This window comes from Sanguibacter inulinus, from assembly GCF_013415325.1.
Taxonomy (GTDB): Bacteria; Actinomycetota; Actinomycetes; order Actinomycetales; family Cellulomonadaceae; genus Sanguibacter; species Sanguibacter inulinus.
Window position 1 is genome coordinate 1 of the sequence record NZ_JACBYE010000031.1, and the last position, 24015, is coordinate 24015.

General features: G+C 71.1%; 23 protein-coding genes and 1 riboswitch. Of the genes, 8 read left to right on the forward strand and 15 right to left on the reverse strand.

Going from position 1 to position 24015, the window contains the following annotated elements; all coding sequences use genetic code 11:
- The 3 genes from HZZ10_RS12390 to pgi all read left to right on the forward strand — a co-directional run.
- The coding region (locus tag HZZ10_RS12390; RefSeq protein WP_218928732.1) for a PspC domain-containing protein at positions 1 to 248 on the forward strand (248 nt) is incomplete at its 5' end.
- A gap of 148 nt (positions 249 to 396) precedes the next feature.
- A complete protein-coding gene (locus tag HZZ10_RS12395) occupies positions 397 to 1164 on the forward strand; it encodes an SAM-dependent methyltransferase (protein WP_179913743.1) in 768 nt (255 codons plus the stop codon).
- Between the two features lie 100 nt (positions 1165 to 1264).
- The gene (gene pgi, locus HZZ10_RS12400; protein WP_179913744.1) at positions 1265 to 2923 is read left to right on the forward strand and encodes a glucose-6-phosphate isomerase; all 1659 of its coding nucleotides are present in this window, start codon (positions 1265 to 1267) and stop codon (positions 2921 to 2923) included.
- A gap of 181 nt (positions 2924 to 3104) precedes the next feature.
- Here pgi and HZZ10_RS12405 read toward each other — a convergent pair whose 3' ends face one another.
- The gene (locus HZZ10_RS12405; RefSeq protein ID WP_179913745.1) at positions 3105 to 3335 is read right to left on the reverse strand and encodes a LapA family protein; all 231 of its coding nucleotides are present in this window, start codon (positions 3333 to 3335) and stop codon (positions 3105 to 3107) included.
- A gap of 313 nt (positions 3336 to 3648) precedes the next feature.
- Here HZZ10_RS12405 and HZZ10_RS12410 point away from each other — a divergent pair, with 313 nt between their 5' ends.
- The gene (locus tag HZZ10_RS12410) at positions 3649 to 6225 is read left to right on the forward strand and encodes an ATP-dependent Clp protease ATP-binding subunit (RefSeq protein WP_056135861.1); all 2577 of its coding nucleotides are present in this window, start codon (positions 3649 to 3651) and stop codon (positions 6223 to 6225) included.
- Between the two features lie 102 nt (positions 6226 to 6327).
- Here HZZ10_RS12410 and HZZ10_RS12415 read toward each other — a convergent pair whose 3' ends face one another.
- The 4 genes from HZZ10_RS12415 to HZZ10_RS12430 form a co-directional block, all read right to left on the reverse strand.
- Positions 6328 to 6966, reverse strand: a complete 639-nt coding sequence (locus HZZ10_RS12415) for a uridine kinase family protein (RefSeq protein WP_179913746.1) — start codon at positions 6964 to 6966, stop codon at positions 6328 to 6330.
- A gap of 166 nt (positions 6967 to 7132) precedes the next feature.
- Positions 7133 to 7906: a TspO/MBR family protein gene (locus tag HZZ10_RS12420; RefSeq protein WP_179913747.1), complete on the reverse strand. Its 774-nt coding sequence runs from the start codon at positions 7904 to 7906 to the stop codon at positions 7133 to 7135.
- 51 nt (positions 7907 to 7957) lie between these two features.
- Positions 7958 to 8584 carry a LuxR C-terminal-related transcriptional regulator gene (locus tag HZZ10_RS12425; protein ID WP_179913748.1) on the reverse strand — a complete coding sequence of 209 codons (627 nt, stop codon included), beginning with the start codon at positions 8582 to 8584 and terminating at the stop codon, positions 7958 to 7960.
- Positions 8581 to 9762: a sensor histidine kinase gene (locus HZZ10_RS12430; RefSeq protein ID WP_179913749.1), complete on the reverse strand. Its 1182-nt coding sequence runs from the start codon at positions 9760 to 9762 to the stop codon at positions 8581 to 8583. Before HZZ10_RS12430 ends, HZZ10_RS12425 begins: the two co-directional genes overlap by 4 nt.
- Positions 9763 to 9929: 167 nt before the next feature.
- Here HZZ10_RS12430 and HZZ10_RS12435 point away from each other — a divergent pair, with 167 nt between their 5' ends.
- A complete protein-coding gene (locus HZZ10_RS12435) occupies positions 9930 to 10988 on the forward strand; it encodes an FtsX-like permease family protein (RefSeq protein ID WP_179913750.1) in 1059 nt (352 codons plus the stop codon).
- Positions 10985 to 11680 carry an ABC transporter ATP-binding protein gene (locus tag HZZ10_RS12440; RefSeq protein WP_179913751.1) on the forward strand — a complete coding sequence of 232 codons (696 nt, stop codon included), beginning with the start codon at positions 10985 to 10987 and terminating at the stop codon, positions 11678 to 11680. The genes HZZ10_RS12435 and HZZ10_RS12440 overlap by 4 nt, the downstream gene beginning before the upstream one ends.
- Positions 11681 to 11738: 58 nt before the next feature.
- On the opposite strand, the gene HZZ10_RS12445 is transcribed toward HZZ10_RS12440, so the two are convergent.
- Genes HZZ10_RS12445 through HZZ10_RS12455 form a run of 3 tightly spaced genes read right to left on the reverse strand, consistent with a single transcriptional unit; the run spans position 11739 to position 14829 of the window.
- Positions 11739 to 12401 (reverse strand): LutC/YkgG family protein, encoded by a 663-nt coding sequence (locus HZZ10_RS12445; protein WP_179913752.1) that lies wholly within the window; start codon positions 12399 to 12401, stop codon positions 11739 to 11741.
- Complete coding sequence (locus HZZ10_RS12450) at positions 12398 to 14029, reverse strand: LutB/LldF family L-lactate oxidation iron-sulfur protein (RefSeq protein WP_218928733.1); 1632 nt, start codon at positions 14027 to 14029, stop codon at positions 12398 to 12400. Before HZZ10_RS12450 ends, HZZ10_RS12445 begins: the two co-directional genes overlap by 4 nt.
- Positions 14026 to 14829 carry a (Fe-S)-binding protein gene (locus HZZ10_RS12455; protein ID WP_056135884.1) on the reverse strand — a complete coding sequence of 268 codons (804 nt, stop codon included), beginning with the start codon at positions 14827 to 14829 and terminating at the stop codon, positions 14026 to 14028. Before HZZ10_RS12455 ends, HZZ10_RS12450 begins: the two co-directional genes overlap by 4 nt.
- 251 nt (positions 14830 to 15080) lie before the next feature.
- Between HZZ10_RS12455 and HZZ10_RS12460 the strand changes: the two genes are divergently transcribed.
- Complete coding sequence (locus HZZ10_RS12460; RefSeq protein WP_179913753.1) at positions 15081 to 15725, forward strand: hypothetical protein; 645 nt, start codon at positions 15081 to 15083, stop codon at positions 15723 to 15725.
- 110 nt (positions 15726 to 15835) lie between these two features.
- Here HZZ10_RS12460 and HZZ10_RS12465 read toward each other — a convergent pair whose 3' ends face one another.
- Complete coding sequence (locus tag HZZ10_RS12465; RefSeq protein ID WP_056135890.1) at positions 15836 to 16630, reverse strand: ATP-binding cassette domain-containing protein; 795 nt, start codon at positions 16628 to 16630, stop codon at positions 15836 to 15838.
- A gap of 153 nt (positions 16631 to 16783) precedes the next feature.
- On the opposite strand from HZZ10_RS12465, the gene HZZ10_RS12470 reads away from it, so the two are divergent.
- Positions 16784 to 17509, forward strand: coding sequence for a FadR/GntR family transcriptional regulator (locus HZZ10_RS12470; protein WP_179913754.1), 726 nt, complete (start codon positions 16784 to 16786; stop codon positions 17507 to 17509).
- Between the two features lie 31 nt (positions 17510 to 17540).
- Here the strand turns inward: HZZ10_RS12470 and HZZ10_RS12475 are convergent, their stop codons facing one another.
- From HZZ10_RS12475 to HZZ10_RS12500, 6 genes are all read right to left on the reverse strand, one after another.
- The gene (locus HZZ10_RS12475; RefSeq protein WP_179913755.1) at positions 17541 to 17855 is read right to left on the reverse strand and encodes a DMT family transporter; all 315 of its coding nucleotides are present in this window, start codon (positions 17853 to 17855) and stop codon (positions 17541 to 17543) included.
- Between the two features lie 10 nt (positions 17856 to 17865).
- Positions 17866 to 17928, reverse strand: a riboswitch (guanidine-III (ykkC-III) riboswitch).
- 174 nt (positions 17929 to 18102) lie between these two features.
- On the reverse strand, positions 18103 to 18603 hold the full coding sequence (locus tag HZZ10_RS12480; RefSeq protein ID WP_179913756.1) for a cupredoxin domain-containing protein: 501 nt from the start codon (positions 18601 to 18603) through the stop codon (positions 18103 to 18105).
- A gap of 32 nt (positions 18604 to 18635) precedes the next feature.
- Entirely contained in the window at positions 18636 to 19808 is a 1173-nt protein-coding gene (locus HZZ10_RS12485; protein ID WP_228087521.1) for a Gfo/Idh/MocA family protein, read from the reverse strand.
- A 2-nt stretch (positions 19809 to 19810) separates the two neighbouring features.
- Complete coding sequence (locus HZZ10_RS12490; RefSeq protein WP_179913758.1) at positions 19811 to 20803, reverse strand: DUF6807 domain-containing protein; 993 nt, start codon at positions 20801 to 20803, stop codon at positions 19811 to 19813.
- Between the two features lie 115 nt (positions 20804 to 20918).
- Positions 20919 to 22976, reverse strand: coding sequence for a DUF6807 family protein (locus HZZ10_RS12495; RefSeq protein WP_179913759.1), 2058 nt, complete (start codon positions 22974 to 22976; stop codon positions 20919 to 20921).
- A gap of 138 nt (positions 22977 to 23114) precedes the next feature.
- Positions 23115 to 23834, reverse strand: a complete 720-nt coding sequence (locus HZZ10_RS12500) for a GNAT family N-acetyltransferase (protein WP_179913760.1) — start codon at positions 23832 to 23834, stop codon at positions 23115 to 23117.
- Positions 23835 to 24015: the final 181 nt, after the last annotated feature.

A 24015-nucleotide genomic window follows, 5' to 3' on the forward strand; every position in this document is an offset into this window, starting at 1 on the left:
CCCCCACCCAGCGGTTCTTCGCCTGGACCCGCAGGCTCGGGATCGTCCGCCCCGCCCAGGACCGTGTCCTCGGCGGTGTCGCCGCCGCCTTCGCCGAGAAGCTCGGCATCGGTTCCGGCGCGATGCGGCTCATCCTCGTCGCCCTCGTGCTGCTCGCCGGGCTCAGCCTGTGGGTCTACGTCATCGCCTGGGCGCTGCTACCCGACGGACGGACGGGGACGATCCCGCTCGAGCGCTGGATCGGCTGAGCCTGGTCCGCGGGGTGCGGTGCAGCACTCGGGCGCCAGAGCCTGAGGTCCCTGGCCCGAGACCCGCTGGGTCTGGGACCATTGTCGAGGCGTCGTCCCAGGTCAGGGCGCATCGATGTGCCCTCGGCGACGCAGCAGGGAGGCGACGATGAGCCGTTCCATCCAGACCGAGCAGGACGTGGCCGAGCTCCTCGACCTGCTCTTCACCGAAGCCGCCGACCGGTGGACCGACCGAGGTGGCGCCGCCTGGTGGGACAAGTTCTACGCGGACCGCGACCGTGGTGTCCCGTTCTTCTCCGACGCCCCCGAGGAGAGCCTCGTCGCGTGGCACGAGACAGGGCTGCTCCCCGTCGGCCCGGGAACCCGCGTCCTCGATCTGGGCTGCGGGCCCGGGCGGAACGCCGTGTGGTTCGCCCGGCAGGGCGCGACAGTCGACGCCCTCGATCTCTCTGAGACCGCCCTCCGCTGGGCGCGCGAGCGTGCCGCCGAGGCTGGCGTCGAGGTCAACCTCGTGCGGACCGACCTCTTCGACTGGTCCACCGAGCGTCGCTACGACGTCGTCTTCGACAGCGGGTGCTTCCACCACCTCCCGCCGCACCGCCGGATCGGCTACAGACGGCTCGTCGGCTCGTGGCTCGCCGACCGTGGGTACTTCGGGCTGTCCTGCTTCGCAGCGGCCGGGGACGGCATCGAGGCGATGGGCTCGGAGGTCGACGACCTGGACCTCTACCGCGAGGGCTCCCTCGCCGGAGGTCTCGCCTACACCGCTGACGAGCTCCGGGGCATCTTCGCCGACCTCGACGAGGTCGAGCTGAGGCGGCTCGCACCGCAGCCGTCAGGCTCCCCGACCTTCGGTGAGGACTTCCTCTGGGGCGCGCTGTTCGCTGTGCGGGAGGGCGCCCGCCGTCCGGCGTGACCAAGGCCCTGCGTGCCTGGTCGGCGAGCGACTAGTGTCTGGAGGTGGACCTGCCGACGGACGACCGTCGCGACCGACTCGACCTGAAGGGTGTTGCCCCGTGGCTTCATACGACCTCTCCGGAACGGCTGCCTGGAGCGCGCTGCGCGACGGGCACCAGACCCTCGCCGCGACGACGCTCCGTGAGCTCTTCGCCGCCGACCCGGAGCGCGGCACACGCCTGACCGCCGACGCCGTCGAGCTGCACCTCGACTACTCCAAGCACCTCGTCACCGACTCGACCGTCGAGGCGCTCGTCGCGCTCGCGGAGGAGGCCGGGCTGGCCGAGAAGATCGCCGCGATGTTCGCGGGAGAGCACATCAACCTCACCGAAGACCGTGCCGTGCTGCACACGGCGCTGCGCCTGCCGCGCGACGCGTCCCTCGTGGTCGACGGCCAGGACGTCGTGGCCGACGTGCACGAGGTCCTCGACCGCATGGCGGAGTTCTCCGAGAAGGTGCGCTCCGGTGCCTGGACCGGGCACTCGGGCAAGAAGATCACGACTGTCGTCAACATCGGCATCGGTGGCTCTGACCTCGGCCCCGTCATGGCCTACGAGGCGCTGCGTGACTACGCAGACCGCGGCATCGAGTGCCGCTTCGTGTCGAACATCGACCCGACCGACGTGTACGAGAAGGTCCACGGCGTCGACTTCGAGAGCACCCTGTTCATCGTCGCGTCCAAGACCTTCGGCACGCAGGAGACCCTGACCAACGCCCGCACCGCCCGCCAGTGGCTCGTCGAGGCCTACGCCGGTGACGAGTCGGCCGTCGCCAAGCACTTCGTGGCCGTCTCGACCAACGCCGAGAAGGTCGCCGACTTCGGCATCGACACCGCGAACATGTTCGGGTTCTGGGACTGGGTCGGCGGACGCTACTCCTTCGACTCCGCCGTGGGCCTGGCCCTCATGCTCTCGATTGGCGACGACGGCTTCCGCCAGATGCTCGACGGCTTCCACCAGATGGACGAGCACTTCCGCACGACGCCCTTCGCCCAGAACGTGCCTGTCCTCATGGGGCTGCTCAACGTCTGGTACAACAACTTCTTCGGCACCGGCAGCCACGCCGTCCTGCCGTACAGCCAGTACCTGAACCGCTTCCCGGCCTACCTCCAGCAGCTGACCATGGAGTCCAACGGCAAGTCCGTGCGCCTGGACGGCACCCCGGTCACCGACGCGACGGCCGGCGGGTTCGCGGGCCAGACCGGCGAGATCTTCTGGGGCGAGCCCGGCACCAACGGCCAGCACGCGTTCTACCAGCTGCTGCACCAGGGCACGAAGATGACCCCGGCAGACTTCATCGGCTTCGCGCTGCCCAACCACGACCTCGGCGAGATGCACGACCTCTTCATGTCGAACTTCTTCGCGCAGACGGCGGCGCTCGCCTTCGGCAAGACCGCCGAGGAGGTCGCAGCAGATGGCACGCCGGCCGAGATCGTCCACCACAAGGTGATGCCGGGCAACCGCCCCACGAGCACGATCCTCGCCGAGAAGCTCACCCCGTCGGTGCTCGGCCAGCTCGTGGCCCTCTACGAGCACATCACGTTCACGCAGTCTGTGGTGTGGGGCATCAACGCCTTCGACCAGTGGGGTGTCGAGCTCGGCAAGGTCATGGCCAACCAGCTCGCCCCGAAGCTCACCTCGAGCGAGGCGCCGGCCAAGGACTCCGACGCGTCGACCGACGCGCTCATCGAGCGGTACCGGGCCTTCCGCGGGCGCTGACGTCCGCCGGCGTCGGCCGCCGCCCTCGCCCCCGAGCCGGGGACGGTGACCGGACGGCCGCCTCACGCACCAGGCCACCACCCGACGTCGGGTGGTGGCCTGGTGCGTGCTGGGGGGTGTGGTTCGTGGCGTCCTGGGAGGGTGCGGGCTCCGGGTCTGCAGGCTGCCGCCCGGGGGCGGTCTACTTCTTCTTGCGGCGCCTGTAGAACGCCCCGGCGACGATCCCCGCGAGGAACATCAGCGCGAGGAACAACCACAGCGGAGAGTTCACCGTCATCCACAGCACGTGGATGGTCGTCTCGCCGCGGTTCTGCAGGATGAAGACGACGGCCAGCACCACCAGCACGATGGTGAGCCACCGCTGCTTGACGAAGGCGACGACCGCGTTCTCGGTCTGGGCTGGCTCGGTCATGAGGCTCCTCGGTGGTGCGGGCGGGTCAGGCTCTCTGGACGAGACGCCGGGGCTGCGCACGGGGCGGAGCAGGGGCGGCCCTCGGGCCTGACTGTGCTGGTGACAGCATCCTCCCGCGAAGCCGTGCCCCTGTGCCACCTCTTGTCGCCGGTCACCGAGCCTGTCGCGGCGCCCGTCGAGCACCACCCTGCGTTTTCACGCCTGCGGCGAACAACGGCATATCGAGCGAGACTCACCGGTTCCTGCCTACTAGAGTCGGTGCGGTCAGGTCTGGGAACCCTCCAGTTCCGGCCCGCACCTGTGAGGAGCGCACATGTTCGAGAGATTTACCGACCGAGCCCGTCGGGTGGTCGTCCTTGCCCAAGAAGAGGCACGGATGCTCAACCACAACTACATCGGGACCGAACACATCCTGCTCGGCCTCATCCACGAGGGCGAGGGTGTCGCAGCGAAGGCCCTGGAGTCCTTGGGTATCTCCCTCGACGCCGTGCGGTCACAGGTCACCGAGATCATCGGCGAGGGCCAGCAGGCTCCGTCGGGTCACATCCCCTTCACGCCGCGCGCCAAGAAGGTGCTCGAGCTGTCCCTGCGCGAGGCGCTGCAGCTCGGCCACAACTACATCGGCACCGAGCACATCCTGCTCGGCCTGATCCGTGAGGGCGAGGGTGTCGCAGCCCAGGTCCTCACGAAGCTGGGCGCCGACCTCAACCGCGTGCGCCAGCAGGTCATCCAGCTGCTCTCGGGCTACCAGGGCAAGGAGCCCGTCGCCTCGGGCGCCCCTGCCGAGGGCACCCCGGCCGGCTCGGCCGTGCTCGACCAGTTCGGCCGCAACCTGACCCAGGCTGCCCGCGAGGGCAAGCTCGACCCGGTCATCGGTCGCGCCAAGGAGATCGAGCGCGTCATGCAGGTCCTCAGCCGACGCACCAAGAACAACCCGGTGCTCATCGGTGAGCCTGGCGTCGGCAAGACCGCCGTCGTCGAGGGCCTCGCGCAGGACATCGTCTCCGGCGACGTCCCCGAGACGCTCAAGGACAAGCAGCTCTACACGCTCGACCTCGGCTCGCTCGTCGCCGGGTCGCGCTACCGCGGTGACTTCGAGGAGCGCCTGAAGAAGGTCCTCAAGGAGATCCGCACCCGCGGCGACATCATCCTGTTCATCGACGAGATCCACACCCTCGTCGGGGCCGGTGCCGCAGAGGGCGCGATCGACGCCGCGTCGATCCTCAAGCCGATGCTCGCTCGCGGTGAGCTCCAGACCATCGGAGCCACGACCCTCGACGAGTACCGCAAGCACATCGAGAAGGACGCAGCCCTCGAGCGCCGGTTCCAGCCGGTCCAGGTGGCTGAGCCCTCCCTCCCGCACGCGATCGAGATCCTCAAGGGTCTGCGCGACCGCTACGAGGCGCACCACCGCGTCTCGATCACGGACTCCGCGCTCGTGGCGGCGGCGACCCTCGCCGACCGGTACGTCAACGACCGCTTCCTCCCCGACAAGGCCATCGACCTCGTCGACGAGGCAGGCGCGCGTCTGCGCATCCGCCGCATGACCGCTCCGCCGGAGCTGCGCGAGCTCGACGAGCAGATCGCCGAGGCCCGCCGCAACAAGGAGTCGGCCATCGACGAGCAGGACTTCGAGAAGGCCGCTGGTCTGCGTGACACCGAGAAGCAGCTCACGCAGCAGCGCGCCGACAAGGAGAAGGCCTGGAAGTCGGGCGACCTCGACACCGTCGCAGAGGTGGACGAAGAGCTCATCGCCGAGGTGCTGGCCATGTCGACCGGTATCCCGGTCTTCAAGCTCACCGAGGAAGAGTCCTCGCGTCTGCTGAAGATGGAGGACGAGCTGCACAAGCGCGTCGTCGGTCAGGACATCGCGATCAAGGGCCTGTCGCAGGCGATCCGTCGCACGCGTGCCGGTCTCAAGGACCCGAAGCGTCCCGGTGGTTCGTTCATCTTCGCCGGTCCGACAGGTGTCGGTAAGACCGAGCTCGCCAAGGCTCTCGCCGAGTTCCTCTTCGGCGACGAGGACGCGCTCATCCAGCTCGACATGTCGGAGTTCTCGGAGAAGCACACCGTCTCGCGCCTCTTCGGCTCGCCTCCCGGCTACGTCGGCTACGACGAGGGTGGACAGCTGACCGAGAAGGTGCGTCGCAAGCCCTTCTCCGTGGTCCTCTTCGACGAGGTCGAGAAGGCTCACGCGGACATCTTCAACTCGCTCCTGCAGATCCTCGAGGACGGTCGACTGACCGACTCGCAGGGCCGCATGGTCGACTTCAAGAACACCGTGATCATCATGACCACGAACCTCGGTACCCGTGACATCGCCAAGGGCGTCCAGACCGGCTTCAACGCCGGCGGCGACACCGTGACGAGCTACGAGCGCATGAAGGCCAAGGTCAACGAAGAGCTCAAGCAGCACTTCCGCCCCGAGTTCCTCAACCGCGTGGACGACACCATCGTGTTCCCGCAGCTCACGCAGGACGAGATCGTCAAGATCGTCGACCTCATGATCGCGAAGCTCGACGGACGTCTGCGCGACAAGGACATGGGCATCGAGCTCACGCCCGCCGCGAAGATCCTCCTCTCCGAGAAGGGATACGACCCGGTCCTGGGTGCACGGCCGCTGCGCCGCGCCATCCAGCGCGAGATCGAGGACGTCCTCTCCGAGAAGATCCTCTTCGGGGACATCAAGGCCGGCGAGATGATCCTCGTCGACGCCGAGGGCGAGGGTCTGCTGGGTGAGTTCACGTTCCGCGGGGTCCCGAAGAACCTGCACAAGCGTGACGCCGTCGTCGTGGCTGCCGCCGCGGTGACAGGCGGGTCGGACGCCCCCGTCGGGCTGAACGACCTCCCGCCGACAGGTGGGGCCTCGGCCGCGGCCGACCCTGCCTGATCGTCGACCGCTGAGGCGGGGGACCGGCTGAGCCGGAGCCCCGCCCACAGCACTACGAAGGCCCCCGGACCGTGAGGTCCGGGGGCCTTCGTGCGTCTGAGGTCAGGCTGCCGCGAGCGCGCGGATCTCCTTCTCGGCCTGGGCGACGCGGACGGCCCGGCAGCCCTGCGAGGTCCAGCGGCGGACGAACCCGGGCTCGTCACGCATGAGTCCCCAGCCGCGTCGGACGAGGGTGAGCGGAGGCTTGCGAGACTCGCCGAGGTCGCGCAGGAGGCGGAACCAGAAGGTCACCAGCCGAGGTCGCGTGATGCACACGGCGTCGGCGAGGATGCCCTCGGCCCGGCAGGCGGCGACGAGCTCCGAGGCGAAGATCCCCTCGGCCACGATCACCCGTGCTCCGGTGACGTCAGCGTGCGTGGTCCCGGTGCGGGTCGACGTCGGGATGTCGTAGATCGGCAGGTCGGCGTGGCCCGTCGTGCACAGCTCGACGAGGGCACGCAGGGCGTCGTCGGCGTCCCAGCTCGCGGGGGAGTCCCAGTCGGCGATGCCGAAGCGCCTGGGCATGTCCGGGTGGTCGTGGTCGTGGTAGAAGTCGTCGAGCTGGATCGACGGCAGACCGAGCCGGCGCACCAGGCTGGACTTCCCCGAGCCCGAGGCACCCGTCATGAGGACGACGCGCGCCGTCGGTCGACGCGTCCCCGGGGGGAGGTCGAAGAGGCCGTCGGCGTCCTGTGCAGTCACCCGACCATCTTTCCAGACGCCGCGGGGCTCACCGCCGGAGAGTGGGCCCGCCGGGGTGTGGTGTGCGGCACCGCGCAGCGAGACCTGCCCTGTGCGGGACGCAACCGACCCGTGCACCTCGGGCTCGCGACCGACCTGTCCTGCCGGCTGGTCGCGTCCTAGACGGTCAGGCGCGGTGGCGCAGCCTGACGACCACCGCAGAGAGCAGTGCGACCGCGGCAGCAGCGGCTGCGACAGGGGCGACGGTCGAGTCTTCGAGCGGGCCCTCCCAGCGAGCGACCGCGATCCACGCGAGCCCCCAGGCCATGGCCAGGTTGATGGCCAGGCGCCCGCCGGTGTGGACGGCGAAGCCGACGGAGATCAGCGCTGCGACCACGAGCAGCACCACGGACCACGCTGTCGCCCCGAGGCCGAGGTCGCCGGGCTCAGCAGTCTTGAGGGCTGCCGTGACGTTCGCGATGGCCGCGACGGTCACCCAGCCCAGGTAGAGCCCGAAGGTCCCGTCGACCAGCACGGTCTCGACGAGGGACGACGACGGGGTCGCGCGCATCCGCTCGAGGATCATCACGAGCGTGGTGAGCAGCGCAGCCATGACGACGACGCTCGCCCACACCGACCCGGCCTGGACCACGAGCAGCCATCCCGCGTTGAGCAGCATGGAGACCGCGGCGAGCCAGCCCATCGACCGTTGCCGCGCCGACTCGCGCTGGGCGGGGAGCGCCTGCCACACGGCGTAGGCGATCAGCCCGAGGTAGATGACCGACCAGATCGAGAAGGCCGTGGTGCCCGGGGCGACGGGGGTCGCGCTCGCCGAGAGCGCACCGTCGGCGGCCTCGGACGTCGGCGTCCCGCCGAAGGCGCCGGCACCCCACGCGGCACCGAAGATCGCCACCACGGCGAGGACGAGCACGGACACCTGTCGGGTGAGGTCACGGTTCATGCCACGACCCTCGCACGGAGCGCGCGGCACGGCATCCGGGCAGGGCCCGACCTAGCGCACGATCCCTCTGGCCCGAGCCGCAGAGACTGCAGCGGTCCGGGAGGTGACGTCGAGCTTGGAGTAGATGTGCGCGAGGTGGGACTTCACGGTGGTCTCGCTCACGAAGAGCTCTCGGGCGACCTCGGCGTTCGTCTTCCCCGCGGCGACCAGCTCGAGCACCTCGATCTCGCGGCTGCTCAGGCTCGCCTGGGGGGACCGGACCCTGTCGAGGAGCCGTGACGCGATGACCGGCGCCAGCGCGCTCTCCCCGGCGGCGGCTGCCCTGACGGCGGCGACGAGCTCGTGGGGAGGTGCGTCCTTGAGCAGATATCCGCTGGCGCCGGCCTCGACGGCACCCAGGATGTCGCCGTCGGAGTCGTAGCTCGTCAGGACGAGGACGTACGGAGCTGCCTCGAGCGCCCTGATCTGACGGGTCGCGTCTGCGCCCGTGAGCCTCGCGCCAGGCCCGAACTGGAGGTCCATGAGCACCACGTCGGGGTTCTCCCGGCGTGCTGCCGAGACAGCCTCCTCGGGGGTGGAGGCCTCGGCGATCACCTCGAGGTCGTCCTCCGTCCCGAAGAGCGCGACGAGCCCGGCCCGCACGATCGGGTGGTCGTCGGCGATCACCAGGCGGATCACGGTTCGCCCTCCCGCGGGAGCGTCACCGTCAGGACCGTCCCACGGCCGGGGGCAGAGTCGACGGTGAGCGCACCGCCGAGCTGCCGGACCCGTTCCCGTGCAGCCTGGAGACCGAAGGAGTCCGATCTGCCTGGTCGTGCCCCGCCGCCGTCGCTGGGGTCGAAGCCGGTGCCGTCGTCCGCGACGGAGAACCGTGTCGTCTCGTGGTCCTGCTCGAGGGTGATCGTGGCAGTCCGCGCGCGCGCGTGCTGGATGACGTTCGCGACGGCTCCCTGGGCGATCCGCAGGAGGGCGGTCTGCAGGTGCATCGGGAGGCTGACAGAGTCCGGGACGTCGACCGTCACCTCGAGGTCCTCCGCAGACCACTGGGTCCGCGCCAGGCGACGCAGCACGCCACCGAGGCCGTGGTCGTCGAGGTCTGGCGGGGTGAGCCCCTGGACGAGGCTGCGTGCGTCGGCGAGGTTCGCCGCGGCGGTCTCGCGCGCGAGGCGGACGTGCTGGAGCCCTGGACGTCCGGGGTCCGCGCGCTCGGCGGCGTGCAGGAGCATCTGGATGCTCGACAGCCCCTGGGCGAGCGTGTCGTGGATCTCGCGCGCCAGGCGGGCGCGCTCGGCGAGGACACCCGACTCGTGCTCGGTCGCCGCCAGCTGCCCGCGGGTGGCGAGCAGCTCCGTCATGAGCGCCTCGCGCTCGACAGCCTCGTGGGCGAGCGCCTGATATCCCGACCCGATGAGCAGGGCGACCCCGGCTCCCACGAAGGGACCGACGACCCCGCCGACGGTCCACCCACCGTGGACGCCCAGCGCGACGACGACGACGACCGTCGTCGAGCCGACCGCGACGGACCCCCACCACCGGCCGAGGAGGTGGAGGTACAGGAAGAACAGGGGGAAGACGAGATAGGCGGCGTCAGGGCTCAGCCACAGCAGGCAGGCCCACTCGAGGGTCAGCACGCCGAGCCACGCACGCCCCCGGACGAGGTCGTCGTGACGTCGGGTGAGGACGGCCCCCAGCGCGTAGGTGGCGAGCACCAGGAGCGACAGGGCGACGGTCGTGCCGCTCTGCGGCCCGGGGACGAGGACCGCGCGGGCGACGACCACGGCCGTCAGCGCGACGAAGAGTGCGTGCAGCCCGGTCCGCAGACCCACGAACACCGGGGTCAGGGGGGTGGGTGCCATGAGGTCGACGCTACGCCCCGCGCCGGTCGGGCTCATCGTCCGAAAGGACGATCGCGCGATCCACAGACCGCGCCCGCTGTGCCGTGCTGACGGGCGATGCTGCGGCGTGCGGCGAGAGCGCAGAGTCGGAGACGTCATCACCTCAGGTGGCCAGAGAGGAGCTCTTCATGTTCGTCGCCCTGCGTGACCTGCGCTTCGCCCGGGGACGGTTCGTCCTCATCGGCGCGGTCGTCGCGCTCATCACCGTGCTCGTGGGATTCCTCAGCGGGCTGACCGGAGGGCTCGCCGCCCAGAACGTCTCGGCGGTCCTCGCGCTGCCGGCAGACCGCGTGGTGTTCGGCGGGGGCACCGAGCAGAGCTTCTCCGACTCGGTGGTCACCGAGCAGCAGGCGTCCTCGTGGGAGTCGGCCGACGGGGTGAGCGCCGTCGAACCTGTCGGGATCAGCCAGACCAGTGCCGAGGCCGGGAACGCGCGTGCCGCGGTGAGCCTCTTCGGTGTGCGACCGACCTTCGGGCCTGACGCTCCCACCCACGAGGGGACGCTCACGCTGTCGGTGGACGCCGCCGAGACCCTGGACGTCCAGGTCGGTGCCGAGGTCGCCGTCGCCGGCACCACCTACACGGTCGCGGCAGTGGCCGGCGACGGGTGGTACAGCCATGCGCCCGTCGTGCAGATGACGTTGCAGGACTGGCAGACCTACTCGGCAGCCACAGGTGCCCCGGGTGCTCACGCGACAGTCCTGGCGGTCTCCGGTGACCCGGACTGGGCGGCGACCGACGAGAGCGCCGGGACCACCTCGAGCAGCGTCCTCGGGTCGGTGACCGCGCTGAGCGCCTTCACGTCCGAGATCGGGTCTCTGCTCCTCATGGTCGTGATGCTCTTCGGGATCTCGGGGCTGGTGGTCGGAGCGTTCTTCACCGTCTGGACCATGCAGCGCCAGGGGGACGTGGCGGTCCTCAAGGCGCTCGGCGCCAGCACGCGGTCCCTCGTGCGCGACGCCCTCGGGCAGGCAGCCGTCGTGCTGCTCCTCGGGACCGGGGTCGGGCTGGGTGTCGTCGTCCTGCTCGGCACTCTCGCCGGCACCGCGCTCCCGTTCGCGCTCGGTCCCGTGACGACCCTCCTGCCCGCAGCCGTCATGATCGTGCTCGGCCTGGCGGGAGCAGGCGTCGCGCTCCGTCCCATCATCTCCGCCGACCCCCTCACAGCCCTCGGGAGCAACCGATGATCCGCCTCGACGACGTCACTCTCACCTTCCCGGACGGAGACGCCCAGGTCACTGCCGTCGACCACGTCTCCCTCACCGCGCGCCCGGCGACCGTCACCGGCATCACCGGCCCGAGCGGGTCGGGCAAGTCGAGCCTCCTGGCCGTGGCGGCGACGCTGATCCGCCCTGACTCCGGGCGCGTGCTCGTCGACGACGTCGACGCGACGGCACTCCGGCCGGAGGAGGCGACCGCGCTCCGGCGAGAGAGCATCGGGATCGTGTTCCAGCAGCCCAACCTGCTCCCCTCGTTGACAGCGCACGACCAGCTCGCCGTGATGAACGAGCTCGGTCCTGGCCGGCGTCGCCGCACCCGCGCCGCAACGGGTCGCCGTGCTGACGAGCTGCTGGACGCCGTGGGCCTGGGTGACCACCGCGACAGGCGCCCCCACCAGCTCTCGGGCGGGCAGCGTCAGCGTGTCAACATCGCCCGTGCACTCATGAACGAGCCTCGTGTGCTCCTGGTCGACGAGCCGACCAGTGCGCTCGACCAGGAGAACGGCGCCAGGATCATCGATCTCGTCCTCGAGCTCACGGGTCGGATGGAGACGGCGACGCTCCTGGTCACGCACGACCTCGGGTACCTGCCGCGCCTGCACGAGGTCGTGCGCCTCGTCGACGGCAGGTCGAGCGTGGTCCACGCTGGCGACCTGTAGGGCCCCGTCGCGCTCGCAGCCGACGGGCCGTCGGAGGGCCGGACGCCGTCAGCGGCCCTCAGCCCGCGATGACCACGTGCAGCGTCCGGGGGCCGTGGACACCCTCGACGCGGGAGAGCTCGATGTCGCTCGTGGCGCTCGGGCCGGAGATCCAGGTCTGCGGACGGTCGGGGTGCTCGGCGAGGATCGCGACACCCTCAGGCACGGTCTCGACCACCTGGTCGCGCCGCACGATGCACACGTGGACGTCAGGGACGAGGCTGACGGCTCGGCGGCCCTGGTCGGGCTCGCCGTCGAGGACGATGGTGCCGGTGTCGGCGACCGACACCCTGGAGGCCGTGATCACGGCGTCGACCTCGTCGAGCTCGAGGGCTGACATCGGGTGCTCGCGGGAGTCGTCGAGGACTTCGACTGAGGTCGGCAGGGCCGCGAGCCACGACCTGTCGATGCCGGAGGGGACGACGATGCTGCTGGCACGCGGCAGCCCGTGGACGATCTCGGCGACCACCCGCGCGACCGCGGCGTCGTCGACAGCGTGGTGCACTGTCGCCCTGTAGTCGACAAGACGGTCGACGAGCATCTCGACGGCCTCGTCAGACCCGACAGCGAGCGGGCCGCTCGTGCGGTACTCGCGCTCGACGCTCGTCACAGGAGCGCCCGAGGCGGTGACGTCCGAGAGGGCTGCCCGCACGCGCCCCATGATCTCCTCGCGTGCGCTCATGCGTCGTCGCCTCCCGTCGTGCCGCTCGTCCGGCCCGCTGGCCCAGCCGGGCCGGGTTCGCTCCCGTCCTCCGGGTGCGTCCGGGCCCACCACTGCCGGAAGGTCTCCTTCGGTGGGGCGGGCAGGTCTCGTGCCCCGGTCCAGAGCGACCCCGGGTAGGGCAGCGAGGAGATGCGTCCCTTCTTCCCGGCCATGACCCGCAGCACGGCGGTGCCCTTCTCGGCCGTGGCGAACCTGTCCGCGTCGGACATCACGTAGGAGGCGGCCTTCATGGCGGCGCCCCACGCTGTCGGGCGGTGCCGGGCCTTGTCCTCCTCGACGGTCCGCGCGCGCAGGTGGACCAGCAGCGACGGGATGTCGATCTTCACAGGGCACACCTCGTAGCAGGCGCCGCAGAGCGTCGAGGCGAAGGGCAGCGTGCTGTTGGGGTCGGAGTGCCCTGTCGTCCCGGTGAGCTGCGGGGTGAGGATCGCGCCGATGGGCCCGGGGTACACCGAGCCGTAGGCGTGCCCGCCGACGCGCTCGTACACGGGGCAGACGTTGAGGCAGGCCGAGCAGCGGATGCACTTGAGAGCCGCGCGGCCGACGTCGTCGGACAGTGCCCTGGTGCGCCCGTTGTCGAGCAGCACGAGGTGGAAGTCCTGCGGTCCGTCTCCCGGGGTCACGCCTGTCCACAGGCTCGTGTACGGGTTCATCCGCTCACCGGTCGACGACCGCGGGAGCAGCTGCATGAACACCTCGAGGTCGGTGAACGTCGGCACGAGCTTCTCGATCCCCATGACGGTGATGAGGGTCTCGGGCAGCGTCAGGCACATGCGACCGTTGCCCTCGGACTCGACGACGGCGAGGGTCCCGGTGTCCGCGACGGCGAAGTTCGCGCCGCTGATCGCGACCTTGGCCGAGAGGAACTTCCGGCGCAGGTGCGCGCGGGCAGCCATCGCGAGCTCGCGCGGTGCGTCGGTCATGCCGTCGGGGGTCGACTCCATGCGGTTGAGGAAGATCTCGCGGATCTCCGAGCGGTTGCGGTGGATGGCGGGGACGAGGATGTGCGAGGGCATGTCGTCGGCGAGCTGGACGATGAGCTCGGCGAGGTCGGTCTCGAAGGCCGCGATGCCCTCTTCGGCGAGGGCCTCGTTGAGGCCGATCTCCTGGGTGGCCATCGACTTGACCTTGACCACCTCGGTCTCGCCCGTGGCCTTGACGAGGTCGGCGACGATCCGGTTGGCCTCTGCGGCGTCGCGGGCCCAGTGGACCGTGCCGCCCCGCGCGGTGACGTTGCGCTCGAGCTCTTCGAGGAGCTCGGGCAGGCGGGCCATGACGTCGACCTTGATGTCGGAGCCGGCTGTGCGCAGAGCCTCCCAGTCGGGGACCTCACCGACGACGGCGGCGCGCTTGGCGCGGATGGTCGACGTGGCGTGCGCGAGGTTGCGGCGCAGCTGGGTGTTGCCCAGGGCCTTGCGGGCGGCCTCGGGGAAGGTGTCGCCCCAGCGCAGCGGCTCGTCGGGGTGCGGGACCTCGTCTCCGGCGATCGCCGGGGCGAGGGGCTCGGTGGCGCCGGTGCCCGTGTCACCACCGGCCCCGTGGGAGCGTCGGGAGCGCAGCGTCGGCAGGCCGAGGAAGGTGCTCATCGGGTGCTCACCTCGACGGGGGCGGCACCTGCTGCAGCGGGTGGTCGGGTGGGTTCGGCCTGCGTGCTCGCGAGGATCTCGGCGAGGTGCATGGTCCGCACGCCGGCCCGCGTCCGGGTGAGGCCACCGCCGATGTGCATGAGGCAGGAGTAGTCGCCGGCGGTGAGGACCTCGGCGCCTGTCGACTTCACGTGGGTCATCTTGTCGCTCAGCATGGCTGTCGACGTCTCGGAGTTCTTGATCGCGAAGGTGCCGCCGAAACCGCAGCAGGACTCGGCCTCGGGCAGCTCGACGAGGTCGATGCCGTCGACGGCGCGCAGCAGCTGCAGCGGCTTGTCGCCGACGTGCAGCATGCGCAGCGAGTGGCACGTCGGGTGGTAGGTGACCCGGTGCGGGAAGTGCGCTCCGACGTCGGTGACGCCCAGGACGTCGACGAGCAGCTCGGAGAGCTCGTAGGTCTTCGCGGCGACGGCCTCGGCCGTGGCGGCGAGGGCGTCCTGCCCGGCGCGGCGGCAGACCATCGCCTGCTGGTGGCGGATCGACCCTGTGCACGAGCCCGACGGGACGACGACGGCGTCCCACTCGGCGTCGAGGACCGGGGCGAAGGTCTCGACGTGGTTCTTGATCACCGGGAGCGCGTCGTCGTAGTAGCCGGTGTTGACGTGCATCTGCCCGCAGCAGGTCTGCGTCGGCGGGAACACGACCTCGTGGCCGAGGCGCTCGAGGAGGGTGACTGTGGCCTGAGGGGCCTGCGGGAACATCGCGTCGGCGATGCAGGTGGCGGCGAGGGCGATGCGCACGGTGATCCTTGGGGTGGGGGCCGGGATCTGACTGCTGTCCACCATAACGCATGTGGTCAGACCACAGGGAAACGCTTTCCACTCGACAGAGTGTGCGGACAGGGCGACAGGTTGTGCACCTGCGGCTCACCGCGGAGCCCGGGCGATGTCAGATCGTCGAGGCGCGCCCGGCCCGGGTCGACGACAGGCGTCGACGAGCGCGCCACCGCGAGCACCTACGGCACCGCGGCGGGCACAGCAGAGGAGCTGAGATGACGACGATCCGTGCAGTGTGGAACCGCTTCGCCGACAGACGGCCTGGCCTAGCCCAGCTGGTCATGTTCTCGCTGCTGAGCACCGGGATGACTGTGCTGCAGCTGATCCTCATGCCCGCCATCAAGTGGGCCTTCGGCAGGACCTCGCTCGTCGACACGGCCTTCCAGGTCTTCCAGGTCGGTGACGCCTCGGGCGGCACGCCCTTCTACGTCTTCGACTACGCCGCGGGGGCCCTGCCGCTCGGCGGCGGAGGGCTCGCGTACTTCCTCGCCGTGCAGATCACGCTGCTCGTCGCACAGGTGATCAACTTCTTCCTGCAGCGCAGCATCACCTTCAAGTCGACCTCGAACGTGTGGTGGGCGGCGTTCTGGTACACCGTCGCCTACGTGGTGATCTCCTTCGGCGCCGCGGTCCTCCAGGCCTTCTACAAGGAGCCCGTCTACACGCTCTTCATGGAGACCTGGGGTCTGGGCGCGAGCGGGGAGGCGCTCGCCGACGTCGCGACCATGCTCATCAACGCCTGCGTGTCCTTCTGGGTGTTCTTCCCGATCTTCAAGCTGATCTTCAAGCAAGAGCCTGCCGTCGAGGACGCGACAGAGGAGGTCGACGTCCTCGAGAGGGGCGAGGCTGCGGTCCGCTGACCGACGGTCCGTGCGGGCGCACACCTCGCAGCGCTCGTCGCCCGCACGGCCGGAGCCCGTCAGCCGCCTGAGCCCGGCAGCCGCCCGAGACCGTCAGCGGCCCGAGCGCGTCAGCGCGGCTGGCGGAGCTCTTCGGGCATCCCCGACGCCTGGGGCATCGCGATGGCGATCTCCCGGGTGACCGGGTGGTGCGGGTTGTTGAACAGCTGCTCGGGCGTGCCGGACTCGACGAAGGTCCCGTCCGAGAGCACGTGCACGGTCGAGCAGATCCGGGCGATCATCTCGAGGTCGTGCGAGACGAGCAGCAGACCGATCTTGCGCTCGGCGACGATCTCGGAGATGCGCCGGCCGAGCTCGAGTCGCAGCGTGTGGTCGAGAGCCGTCGTCGGCTCGTCGAGGATGAGGATGTCGGGCCGTGTCGCGAGGGCCGAGGCGAGCGCGAGACGCTGCTTCTCCCCGCCGGACAGCGTCCCGATGGTGCGGGACTCGTAGCGGTTCTCGAGCAGGACGGTCTCGAGCACGTCCTCGACCGAGGCGCCGGTGTCGCGGCCGGCCTTGCGGGCCTTGGAGAGGTCGGCCTCGAGCGCCTTGCGGACCGTCAGGCGCGAGTCGAGCCCTGTGAACCCGTTCTGCTGGACGCGGCGGACCGACACCCCGAAGTTCTTCTTCGCACCGAGGGCGAGCTTGCTCACGGTGCGGTCGTTGAAGGTCACGCGGCCGCCGCTGGGCTTGAGGACACCGACCAGAGCGTGGATGAGTGTCGTCTTGCCGACCCCGGACTGCCCGATGACCCCGATCGGGGCACCGCCGCCGGTCAGCGTGAGGCTGACGTCGCGGATCACCGGCGTCCCCCCGTAGCCGGCCGACAGGTTCGTCGCGGTCAGGACGCTCTTCTGGTTGCTCATCGTTCTCCGTCCGGGGCGGACCCCTGTCAAGACCTCGTGCGTGGGCGCGGGACCGCCGACGTCGACGTCAGGCGGCTGCGCACGCCTCCCACCACCTGTTCGACGGACGGGGCACGCACAACGTTCCCACCTTATGCGCCCTACGCTGACCGGGTGAGAACACACGAGCGCGTGCTGGCCCGCATCGAGGCCGACCTCGCCGCCGGGCGGTGGGCCGTCGGCGAGCGGCTCCCGGGCGAGCGTGCGCTGGCCGAAGAGCTCGAGGTGTCCAGACCGTCGGTGCGCGAGGCTCTGCGGGTCCTCGAGGCGATGGGCATCGTGCGGACGGCCGTCGGGTCAGGGCCGGACTCGGGGGCGACTGTCGTCGACCACCCGGCCGCAGGCCTGGGGTCGGCGGTGCGCCTGCACCTCGCCTCGGGGGCGCTGCCCGTCCAGGACGTCGTCGAGCTCCGCGTGCTGCTCGAGACGTGGGCCGTCGGCGCCGCGGCGCGACGCACCCCGGCCCCGTCCTTCGACGAGGCCGAGGCGCTGCTCGACCAGATGGACGCACCGGGGGTCGGCGTCGAGGAGTTCCTCGAGCTCGACACGGCCTTCCACGTCGCGCTCGCAGCCGCCTCGGGCAACGTGCTCGTCGAGGCGGTCATGCTCGGGCTCCGCGGGGCGATCGGTGCCTATGTCACGGAGGGGACGCGACGGCTCGACGACTGGCAGGCGACAGCCGAGCGCCTGCGCGCAGAGCACCGCGAGGTGCTCCGTGCGGTCCGTGACGGCGCAGCGAGCGAGGCTGGCAGCGCCGTCGCGGCGCACATCGACGGGTTCTACAGGGACACGGGACTGGAACGCCGTGGGCCCGGGGGAGCGGAGGGTCCGCGCGCCTGAGGGCCCGGCGGACCTGGACGCCGGTCAGGCGTCAGTGCACGACCTTGAGCCCGACCACGCACGCGACGATGCCGAGCAGCAGCAGGATGCGGACGAGGGACGCGGGCTCCGCGCCTGTGAGCATCGCGTAGGTCACGGTGCCGACGGCCCCGATCCCGACCCACACTGCGTAGGCGGTCCCGGTGGGGAGCTCGCGCATCGCGTACGCGAGCCCGGCCATGCTGATCACGAGCCCTGCTCCGAAGACGACAGTCGGTGCGAGCCTGCTGAGCCCGTCGCTGCGGCCGAGGGCTGTGGCCCAGACGGCTTCGAAGACACCAGAGACGACAAGAACGATCCACGCCATGAGAGACCTCCACGCGCCGTCTTGTCGCTGACCGGGTACGGCGCACCTCGTCCGGGGTGCCTTGTGGCGATGAGATCAGGAAACCATGGCGTGCGTGTCGCGGCAACAGCCCTCGGTGCGTCTGATCTGGTACGAGCGTACCACTTCTGGGGCAGTCAGCAAGAGGCGCGGTGCCGCGGGGCACCGGGAGGTGCTGCGCGGGCCTCAGCAGTGACGCGCGGGCCTCAGGCGCAGGGACGCGGGGGCCTCAGGCGCCCGTGACCTCGATCGTCAAGGTCATCCCGGCCGCGCGGTGTCCGCTCACGCTGCACCAGCCGTCGAGGTCTTCGTCGACGACCCCGAGGTCGAGGGTCGCGGACGAGTCGCGCGCCAGCAGCTCGGTCGACAGGTCGTTCTCGAACACGAGGTCGTGCGGCATGGAGTCGGCGTTCGTGGTCTCGAGGATCACGTGGGTCCCCGGCTCGACCTCGATCACCGAGGGCTCGAAGCGCATGTCCTTCATAACGACCGAGACCGTCATGGTCCCGTCGGCGGCGACGGTCGTGCCGCCAGCAGGTTCGGGGTCCGTCGAGCAGCCTCCGAGGGCGGCGACGGCGAAGACCGTCGCGCAGACGGCGACGCGGCCGACGGCAGTCGCGTGGCGGGGGTGCGAGGCGCGCGGCACGGTCACGCGGCGTGGCCGGGTGTGCCGGCAGAGGCGGTTCGCAGGGTTCAGACGGGTCGAGTGGCGGATATCGCGGTGGAACACGGCTCTACTGTACGGCGGTGCACGACGGGCTGTCAGACGGCCCAGGGGGCGCCGGCCGCCGCGAAGGTCTGAGACCGGGCTGCCACCCGCTCGCACCACTCCTCGACCTCCGTGACGACGGGGCGCCTGTCGCCGCCCTCGCCGACCCAGCGGACCAGGTCCTCCGGGACCCGTCGCGGCGCGGGAGCCGAGCGGACCGCCTCGACGACCTGCGTGAAGGCGCCCGCCGCGTCGAGGGAGCACAGCAGCTCGCGCTCGGCACGGTGCTCGCGGACGTCCAGCAGGTCGTCGAGCAACGGCACGCGGTCACCCTGGACGAACCGCACGCCCTCGGGCAGCTGCACCTCGACGCGGTCGGTCTCGTAGTAGAGCACCACCCGACCGAGGGTGCCGTAGACCGTGATGCGCGACGGCGTGCGGACCGGGGCGCACAGGCTCAGCCCGAAGCCGAAGGTCACGCCGCTCGTCGCGACCACGCGGACCGAGGAGGTGTCGTCGGCCTCGATCGGGTTGGCATGGAAGAGGTCGACCTCGACCTCCGCGACGTCATCGGTACGACGGACACCGCCGACCCGCAGCGCCGTGGCGACGGCGTGCGCGAGCGGGTTGGTGACGACGCCGTCGACCACCTCGACGCCGTCCAGGACGCGTCGCCCGGCCCACGGGGCGCGTGCCCAGTAGCTCGCGGGGCGGGTCCACGTGCCGACGGTCCCGACGCTGACGACCTCACCGATCTCGCCCGAGGCGACGATGCGCTCGACCTCGGCGACGGCTGTCGAGCCGAAGGTCTGGAACCCGACCTGGCACAGCTGCCCGGTCTCCTCGACCAGCCTGAGGAGCGTGGCGTGGTCGGCGGCCGACGGGACCGGGGGCTTCTCGAGCATGACGTCGCAACCGGCCCGCAGCGCCACCTCGGTGATAGGCAGATGGGTGTGGATCGGGGTGGAGACGATCACGACGTCCGGGCGGACGGCCGGGTCCTCGCTCGCGAGGTTCTCCTCGAGGGTGCGGAACCACGGCGTGCTGTCGGGGAGGTCGTCGAGGCCGGCGGGGTCGTCGGGGGAGACCACGGCGCCGAGCCGCACGCGGCCCTGCGCGGTGAGGGCTGCGAGGCGCGCCCTGTACGTGGCACCGAAGCCGCGCGGGCCGACGAGGGTGACGGTGTGGACGACGGTGGCGTCGTGCCGGGGAGTCGCGGTGCTCATGGTCAGCATCCTCCCGCGAGGGCCTGGTCTGCGCGGGCGACGAGCTCGGGGACGGCGTGGGGCTCGACGGGGCCGTCAACCAGGACGGCGACGAGCTCGAGCGTCAGCTGACGGCCGCGTGGCACGCTCACTCGCTCCGACCATGCCGCGGCCGGGCCTGCTCCGTCGTACTCGGAGGCGCGCAGGAACCACGGTCGGCGGTCGGTGTCCGGCTGGACGAGCACGAGGGTCGTGGTGACCGCCTCGGTGCTCTGCACGAAGGCCACCCAGCGCGACGTCGAGCCGTGGGCGACCTCCTCGCCGGTGCCGTCCTCGGAGAGCACGACGGTGACGTCCGCGTCGCCCAGGCGCCAGAACAGACCGCCGTACCCAGCGCCGGGGCGTCCGTTGGTCGCGGGGCTGCCGAGGCTGAGGTCGCGGACGTCGGCGCGCAGCGTGCTGGTCCAGCGGAGCGTCCACGCGTCGCCGAGGGTGCGTGCGGTGAGCGTCCTGACCTCGTGCAGGACGGGCGCGTCGTGCTCGTCGTCCCAGGTGAGCAGCTGGACGACGTCGGCACCGGCACGCTCGCGCTCGTCGTCGGTCGAGGGGATGCGGGTCTCGGTGACCCGCTGGCGACCGTGGTTGGTGAGCAGCGTCGACCCCTGGTCGCGCACAAAGGTGCGACCGCCCCAGAACGAGGTGCCGTCGACGTCCGGCAGCGCTGCCGAGAGCCCGAGGTGGTGCAGGTGGTCTGCGGGTGCGAGGTCGGTGAGCACTGTGCCGCCGAGCGTCCGGACCGGGTGCAGGAAGGGGCGGGGGGAGTGCACCCTGTCGACGGTCGAGCCGTGGTCGTAGCGCGCGAGCTCTGCTCCGGCGAGCGTCAGGGTGGTCGCGCCGCGCGTCGGACGCCAGGTCCCCGCGGCGGGGTCGGCGGTCGCGGTGGCGCGGGCCGTGCTGCTGGTGCTGCCGGGGCTGGCTGTGGCGACGGTACCGCCGGGCTCGATCGTGGGACTCATGGGTGCCTCGCTCCGTTGCGTGGTGATGACGACGCGGCAAGCGTATCCCAGAAACCGGTTTCTCAGAAGGCGGCAGAAGCCGTGCCTGTGGGCCGAGCCGCGCCGTCCAGCCCGGTCAGACGGCCAGCACGCGCTCCGCGAGCTCGTCACCCTCGTCGGGGAGGATGCGCCTGTCGAGCATGAGCCCGACGAGGTCGAGGCGCAGCGACCGGCCGGACTCGACCCTGAGTGCCGTGTCCCAGGCGAGGGCCGGTCCGGCTCCGGGGAAGGTCGCGGCCCGCACGAACCACGGCGCCGGGTCGCCGGGCTGGGCGAGCAGGAGCGTCGTCCAACGGTCCCCGCGCCGCTGCGTGAGCGCGAGCCACGGAGACCTGGACCCGTGGGCCGCTCGCTCGCCCTCGCCGTCGTGGCTCAGCACGTGCGTCTCGTCGGCCGTGGAGAGGCGCCAGAAGAGTCCGCCGTACCCGGCTCCAGGGCGGCCGGCAGCCCCGGGGCTCGTGATGGTGAGGTCGCCGTGGTCGGCGACGAGGTCGCTCGTCCAGCGCAGCGCCCAGCCGTCGAGGTCCGCCAGGAGCGAGCCGCGCAGGGTCCGTCGCTCGGTCAGCAGGGGATCGCCGTGCTGGTCGAGCCACGCGACGGTGTCGTCGAGCGTGGGCCCGGGGGTCTCGGCGAGCGCCGTCGCCGTCGACACCTGCTGGCCGTGGTTGGCCAGGAGCGTCGGCCCGACGTCCCTGACGAAGGTCCGCCCTCCCCAGAAGCTCGTGCCGTTGACGTCGGGGATGGCGACCGAGAAGCCGTAGTGGTGGCGGTGGTCCACGGGGCTGGTCTCGGTCATGAGCGCGCCGGCGAGCGTGCGCACGGGGTGCAGGTGCGGTCGTGGTGCGTGGACGGCGGGGACACCCTGGCCTGTCGTGTAGCGGGCCAGCGCGACGTCGCCGCTGTCGAGCACGACGGCCTGGCCGTCGAGGCGCCACGTGAGGGTGCCGCCGGGGGCGTGGTCGGTCGTGCTGCCCGCGGTGCCTGCCGCTGCACGGGCTGCGGGGTCTGCCGTGGCGTCCTCGGTGGACCGGGTCGTGCTGGCTGGCACGGTGGGTCCCGCGTCGGCCTTCGGGCTGTCGACGAGGGACCCCTCGCTGGCGGGCAGCCGGGCCGGCACCGGTCCGGTGCTCGCCCGCACCTCGAGACGCGGCTCGAAGCGGGTGATCTCGGCTGCTGTCGCCGCGCCGGTGATGACGTCCTGGAGCCGGTGCCACGCGTGCCGCCCGAGCTCGGCCTGCGGGATCGCGAGCGTGGTGAGCGACGGCGTCGCGTACCGGGCGAGCTCGATGTCGTCGCAGCCGACGATCGAGATGTCGTCGGGCACGGCCACGCCGGTCTCGTTGAGCCTGGACAGCAGCCCGAAGGCGACGAGGTCGTTGAAGGCGACCACGGCCGTCGCGCGCGTGGCGAGGACCTCCTCGACGACGGCGTACCCGTCCCCGACGGTCGGTCCGCACTCGAGGATCGTGAGGTCGATCTCCGGGTGCACGAGGCGCGCCTCGGTGAGCCCCGCGAGCCGCCAGGAGTTGGAGGCCGAGCGGGCCGGTCCGGAGAGGTAGACGAGCCGCGTGTGGCCGAGGGAGACGAGGTGGTCGACCACTGCGCGCATGCCGCGGACGTAGTCGACGGACACGCTCGGCGCCTGCCCCTGCGGGGCCGTCCGGTTCACGAGGACGGCGGGTCCGACCTGCGGGAGCAGCTCGGCGAGGACGTCGTCGGGCATCCGCGGTGACACGAGCACGAGGGCGTCGCAGCGCTGACGGGCCTCGAGGGCGATCTCGGCCTCGTCGTCGGTGGACTCGCCGGTGTCGGCGACCAGCACCCTGTAGCCCTCGGGGGCGGCGGCGCTCGTGACTCCGCGGAGGATCTGCTGGAACATCGGGTTGCCGAGGTCGGGGACCACGAGGGCGATCGTGTTGGTCCGGCCCAGGGACAGCGAGCGGGCGACGTTGCTGGGCCTGTACCGCAGGCGGGTCGCGGCGGCCTCGACGCGCTGCGCGATGTCGGCGGCGACGGTCGCCCGGCCGTTCATCACGCGTGAGACCGTGGCCCTCGAGACCCCTGCAGCGTCGGCGACGTCACCGATGGTGGCAGCGCCCGAGCGTCGTCGTGGTCCCGCGTCTGCTGTGGCCATCGCTCGTTCTCCTGCGTCGTCGTGCCGCGCCTCGGCTGGGTCTTGAAGGTACACCACGGGAAATCGGTTCCTCAGGTCCTCTGGCCTGGGGCCGCGCGTCTCGTCGCCGAGGTCCCCGCGGCCGCGCCGACCTCGGGCCTACCGGGTGCGCAGCGCGGACCGCTGGTTCCCGTCCGCGTCGAAGTTCTCGGGCGCGAGCCAGGCCTCGAAGCCCTTCTTGGCCTGCGGCCAGTCTCGGTCGAGGACCGAGAGCCACGTCGTGTCGCGGTTGCGCCCCTGGTAGACCACGGCCTGGCGGAACGTGCCCTCGTAGGTGAAGCCCAGGCGCTCGGCGGCCCGGCGGGACGGGGCGTTGAGGCTGTCGCACTTCCACTCGTAGCGGCGGTAGCCCAGCTCGTCGAAGACGTAGCGCATGAGCAGGAAGTGCGCCTCGGTCGACAGCGGCGTGCGCTGCATGGCGCGGGAGAAGACCACCCACCCCACCTCGACAGCACCGTTGCTCGGGTCCTGCCTCATGAGCGCGAGGGTCCCGACGGCCCGTCCGGTCGAGGCGTCGACGACTGCGTAGTGCCACGGGTCGTCGTTCTGAGCCTGCCGGCGTGCCCAGTCGCGGTACTGCTCGCGTGAGCCGAACGGTCCGACCGGGAGGTAGGTCCAGTCGCTGTCGTCAGGGGCTGCGGAGTACGTGGCGTAGAGGTCGTCGGCATGACGTTCGACGTCGAGACGCTCGAGCGTGCAGTACCGGCCGCGCAGCTGGTCGGCGGCCGGTCGTGGCCGAGGGGTCCAGCCGGGCAGGGCCGGACCGATGGGCTGGCCGTGCTCGTTCGTCCTGGGTGTGCCGGTGTTCTGCGCGCTCATGGATCAAGGCTACGAGGGCGGTGGTCTCTCGTTGACGGGGCACGAGATCGGACCTGACGCGCCAGCACGAGGTGACCGGGCGCGGCTGCCTGCCGGTCAGTCCCCGATGACGCCCTGGAGGTCGACGGCCGCCTGGATCGAGGTGATCGTCTCCTGCACGTGCAGGCCGGCGCCCTGTCGC

What these genes read in the sequence shown, in the direction of transcription:
- HZZ10_RS12430 (WP_179913749.1), bottom strand. Translation starts at nt 9,762, where the DNA reads ATGGCACCCACCCCCCTGACCCCGGTGTTCGTGGGTCTGCGGACCGGG.
- HZZ10_RS12500 (WP_179913760.1), bottom strand. Translation starts at nt 23,834, where the DNA reads ATGAGCGCGCAGAACACCGGCACACCCAGGACGAACGAGCACGGCCAG.
- HZZ10_RS12395 (WP_179913743.1), top strand. Translation starts at nt 397, where the DNA reads ATGAGCCGTTCCATCCAGACCGAGCAGGACGTGGCCGAGCTCCTCGAC.
- HZZ10_RS12450 (WP_218928733.1), bottom strand. Translation starts at nt 14,029, where the DNA reads ATGAGCACCTTCCTCGGCCTGCCGACGCTGCGCTCCCGACGCTCCCAC.
- HZZ10_RS12485 (WP_228087521.1), bottom strand. Translation starts at nt 19,808, where the DNA reads ATGAGCACCGCGACTCCCCGGCACGACGCCACCGTCGTCCACACCGTC.
- HZZ10_RS12440 (WP_179913751.1), top strand. Translation starts at nt 10,985, where the DNA reads ATGATCCGCCTCGACGACGTCACTCTCACCTTCCCGGACGGAGACGCC.
- HZZ10_RS12435 (WP_179913750.1), top strand. Translation starts at nt 9,930, where the DNA reads ATGTTCGTCGCCCTGCGTGACCTGCGCTTCGCCCGGGGACGGTTCGTC.
- HZZ10_RS12465 (WP_056135890.1), bottom strand. Translation starts at nt 16,630, where the DNA reads ATGAGCAACCAGAAGAGCGTCCTGACCGCGACGAACCTGTCGGCCGGC.
- HZZ10_RS12460 (WP_179913753.1), top strand. Translation starts at nt 15,081, where the DNA reads ATGACGACGATCCGTGCAGTGTGGAACCGCTTCGCCGACAGACGGCCT.
- HZZ10_RS12490 (WP_179913758.1), bottom strand. Translation starts at nt 20,803, where the DNA reads ATGAGTCCCACGATCGAGCCCGGCGGTACCGTCGCCACAGCCAGCCCC.
- HZZ10_RS12410 (WP_056135861.1), top strand. Translation starts at nt 3,649, where the DNA reads ATGTTCGAGAGATTTACCGACCGAGCCCGTCGGGTGGTCGTCCTTGCC.
- HZZ10_RS12405 (WP_179913745.1), bottom strand. Translation starts at nt 3,335, where the DNA reads ATGACCGAGCCAGCCCAGACCGAGAACGCGGTCGTCGCCTTCGTCAAG.
- HZZ10_RS12495 (WP_179913759.1), bottom strand. Translation starts at nt 22,976, where the DNA reads ATGGCCACAGCAGACGCGGGACCACGACGACGCTCGGGCGCTGCCACC.
- HZZ10_RS12445 (WP_179913752.1), bottom strand. Translation starts at nt 12,401, where the DNA reads ATGAGCGCACGCGAGGAGATCATGGGGCGCGTGCGGGCAGCCCTCTCG.
- HZZ10_RS12475 (WP_179913755.1), bottom strand. Translation starts at nt 17,855, where the DNA reads ATGGCGTGGATCGTTCTTGTCGTCTCTGGTGTCTTCGAAGCCGTCTGG.
- HZZ10_RS12420 (WP_179913747.1), bottom strand. Translation starts at nt 7,906, where the DNA reads ATGAACCGTGACCTCACCCGACAGGTGTCCGTGCTCGTCCTCGCCGTG.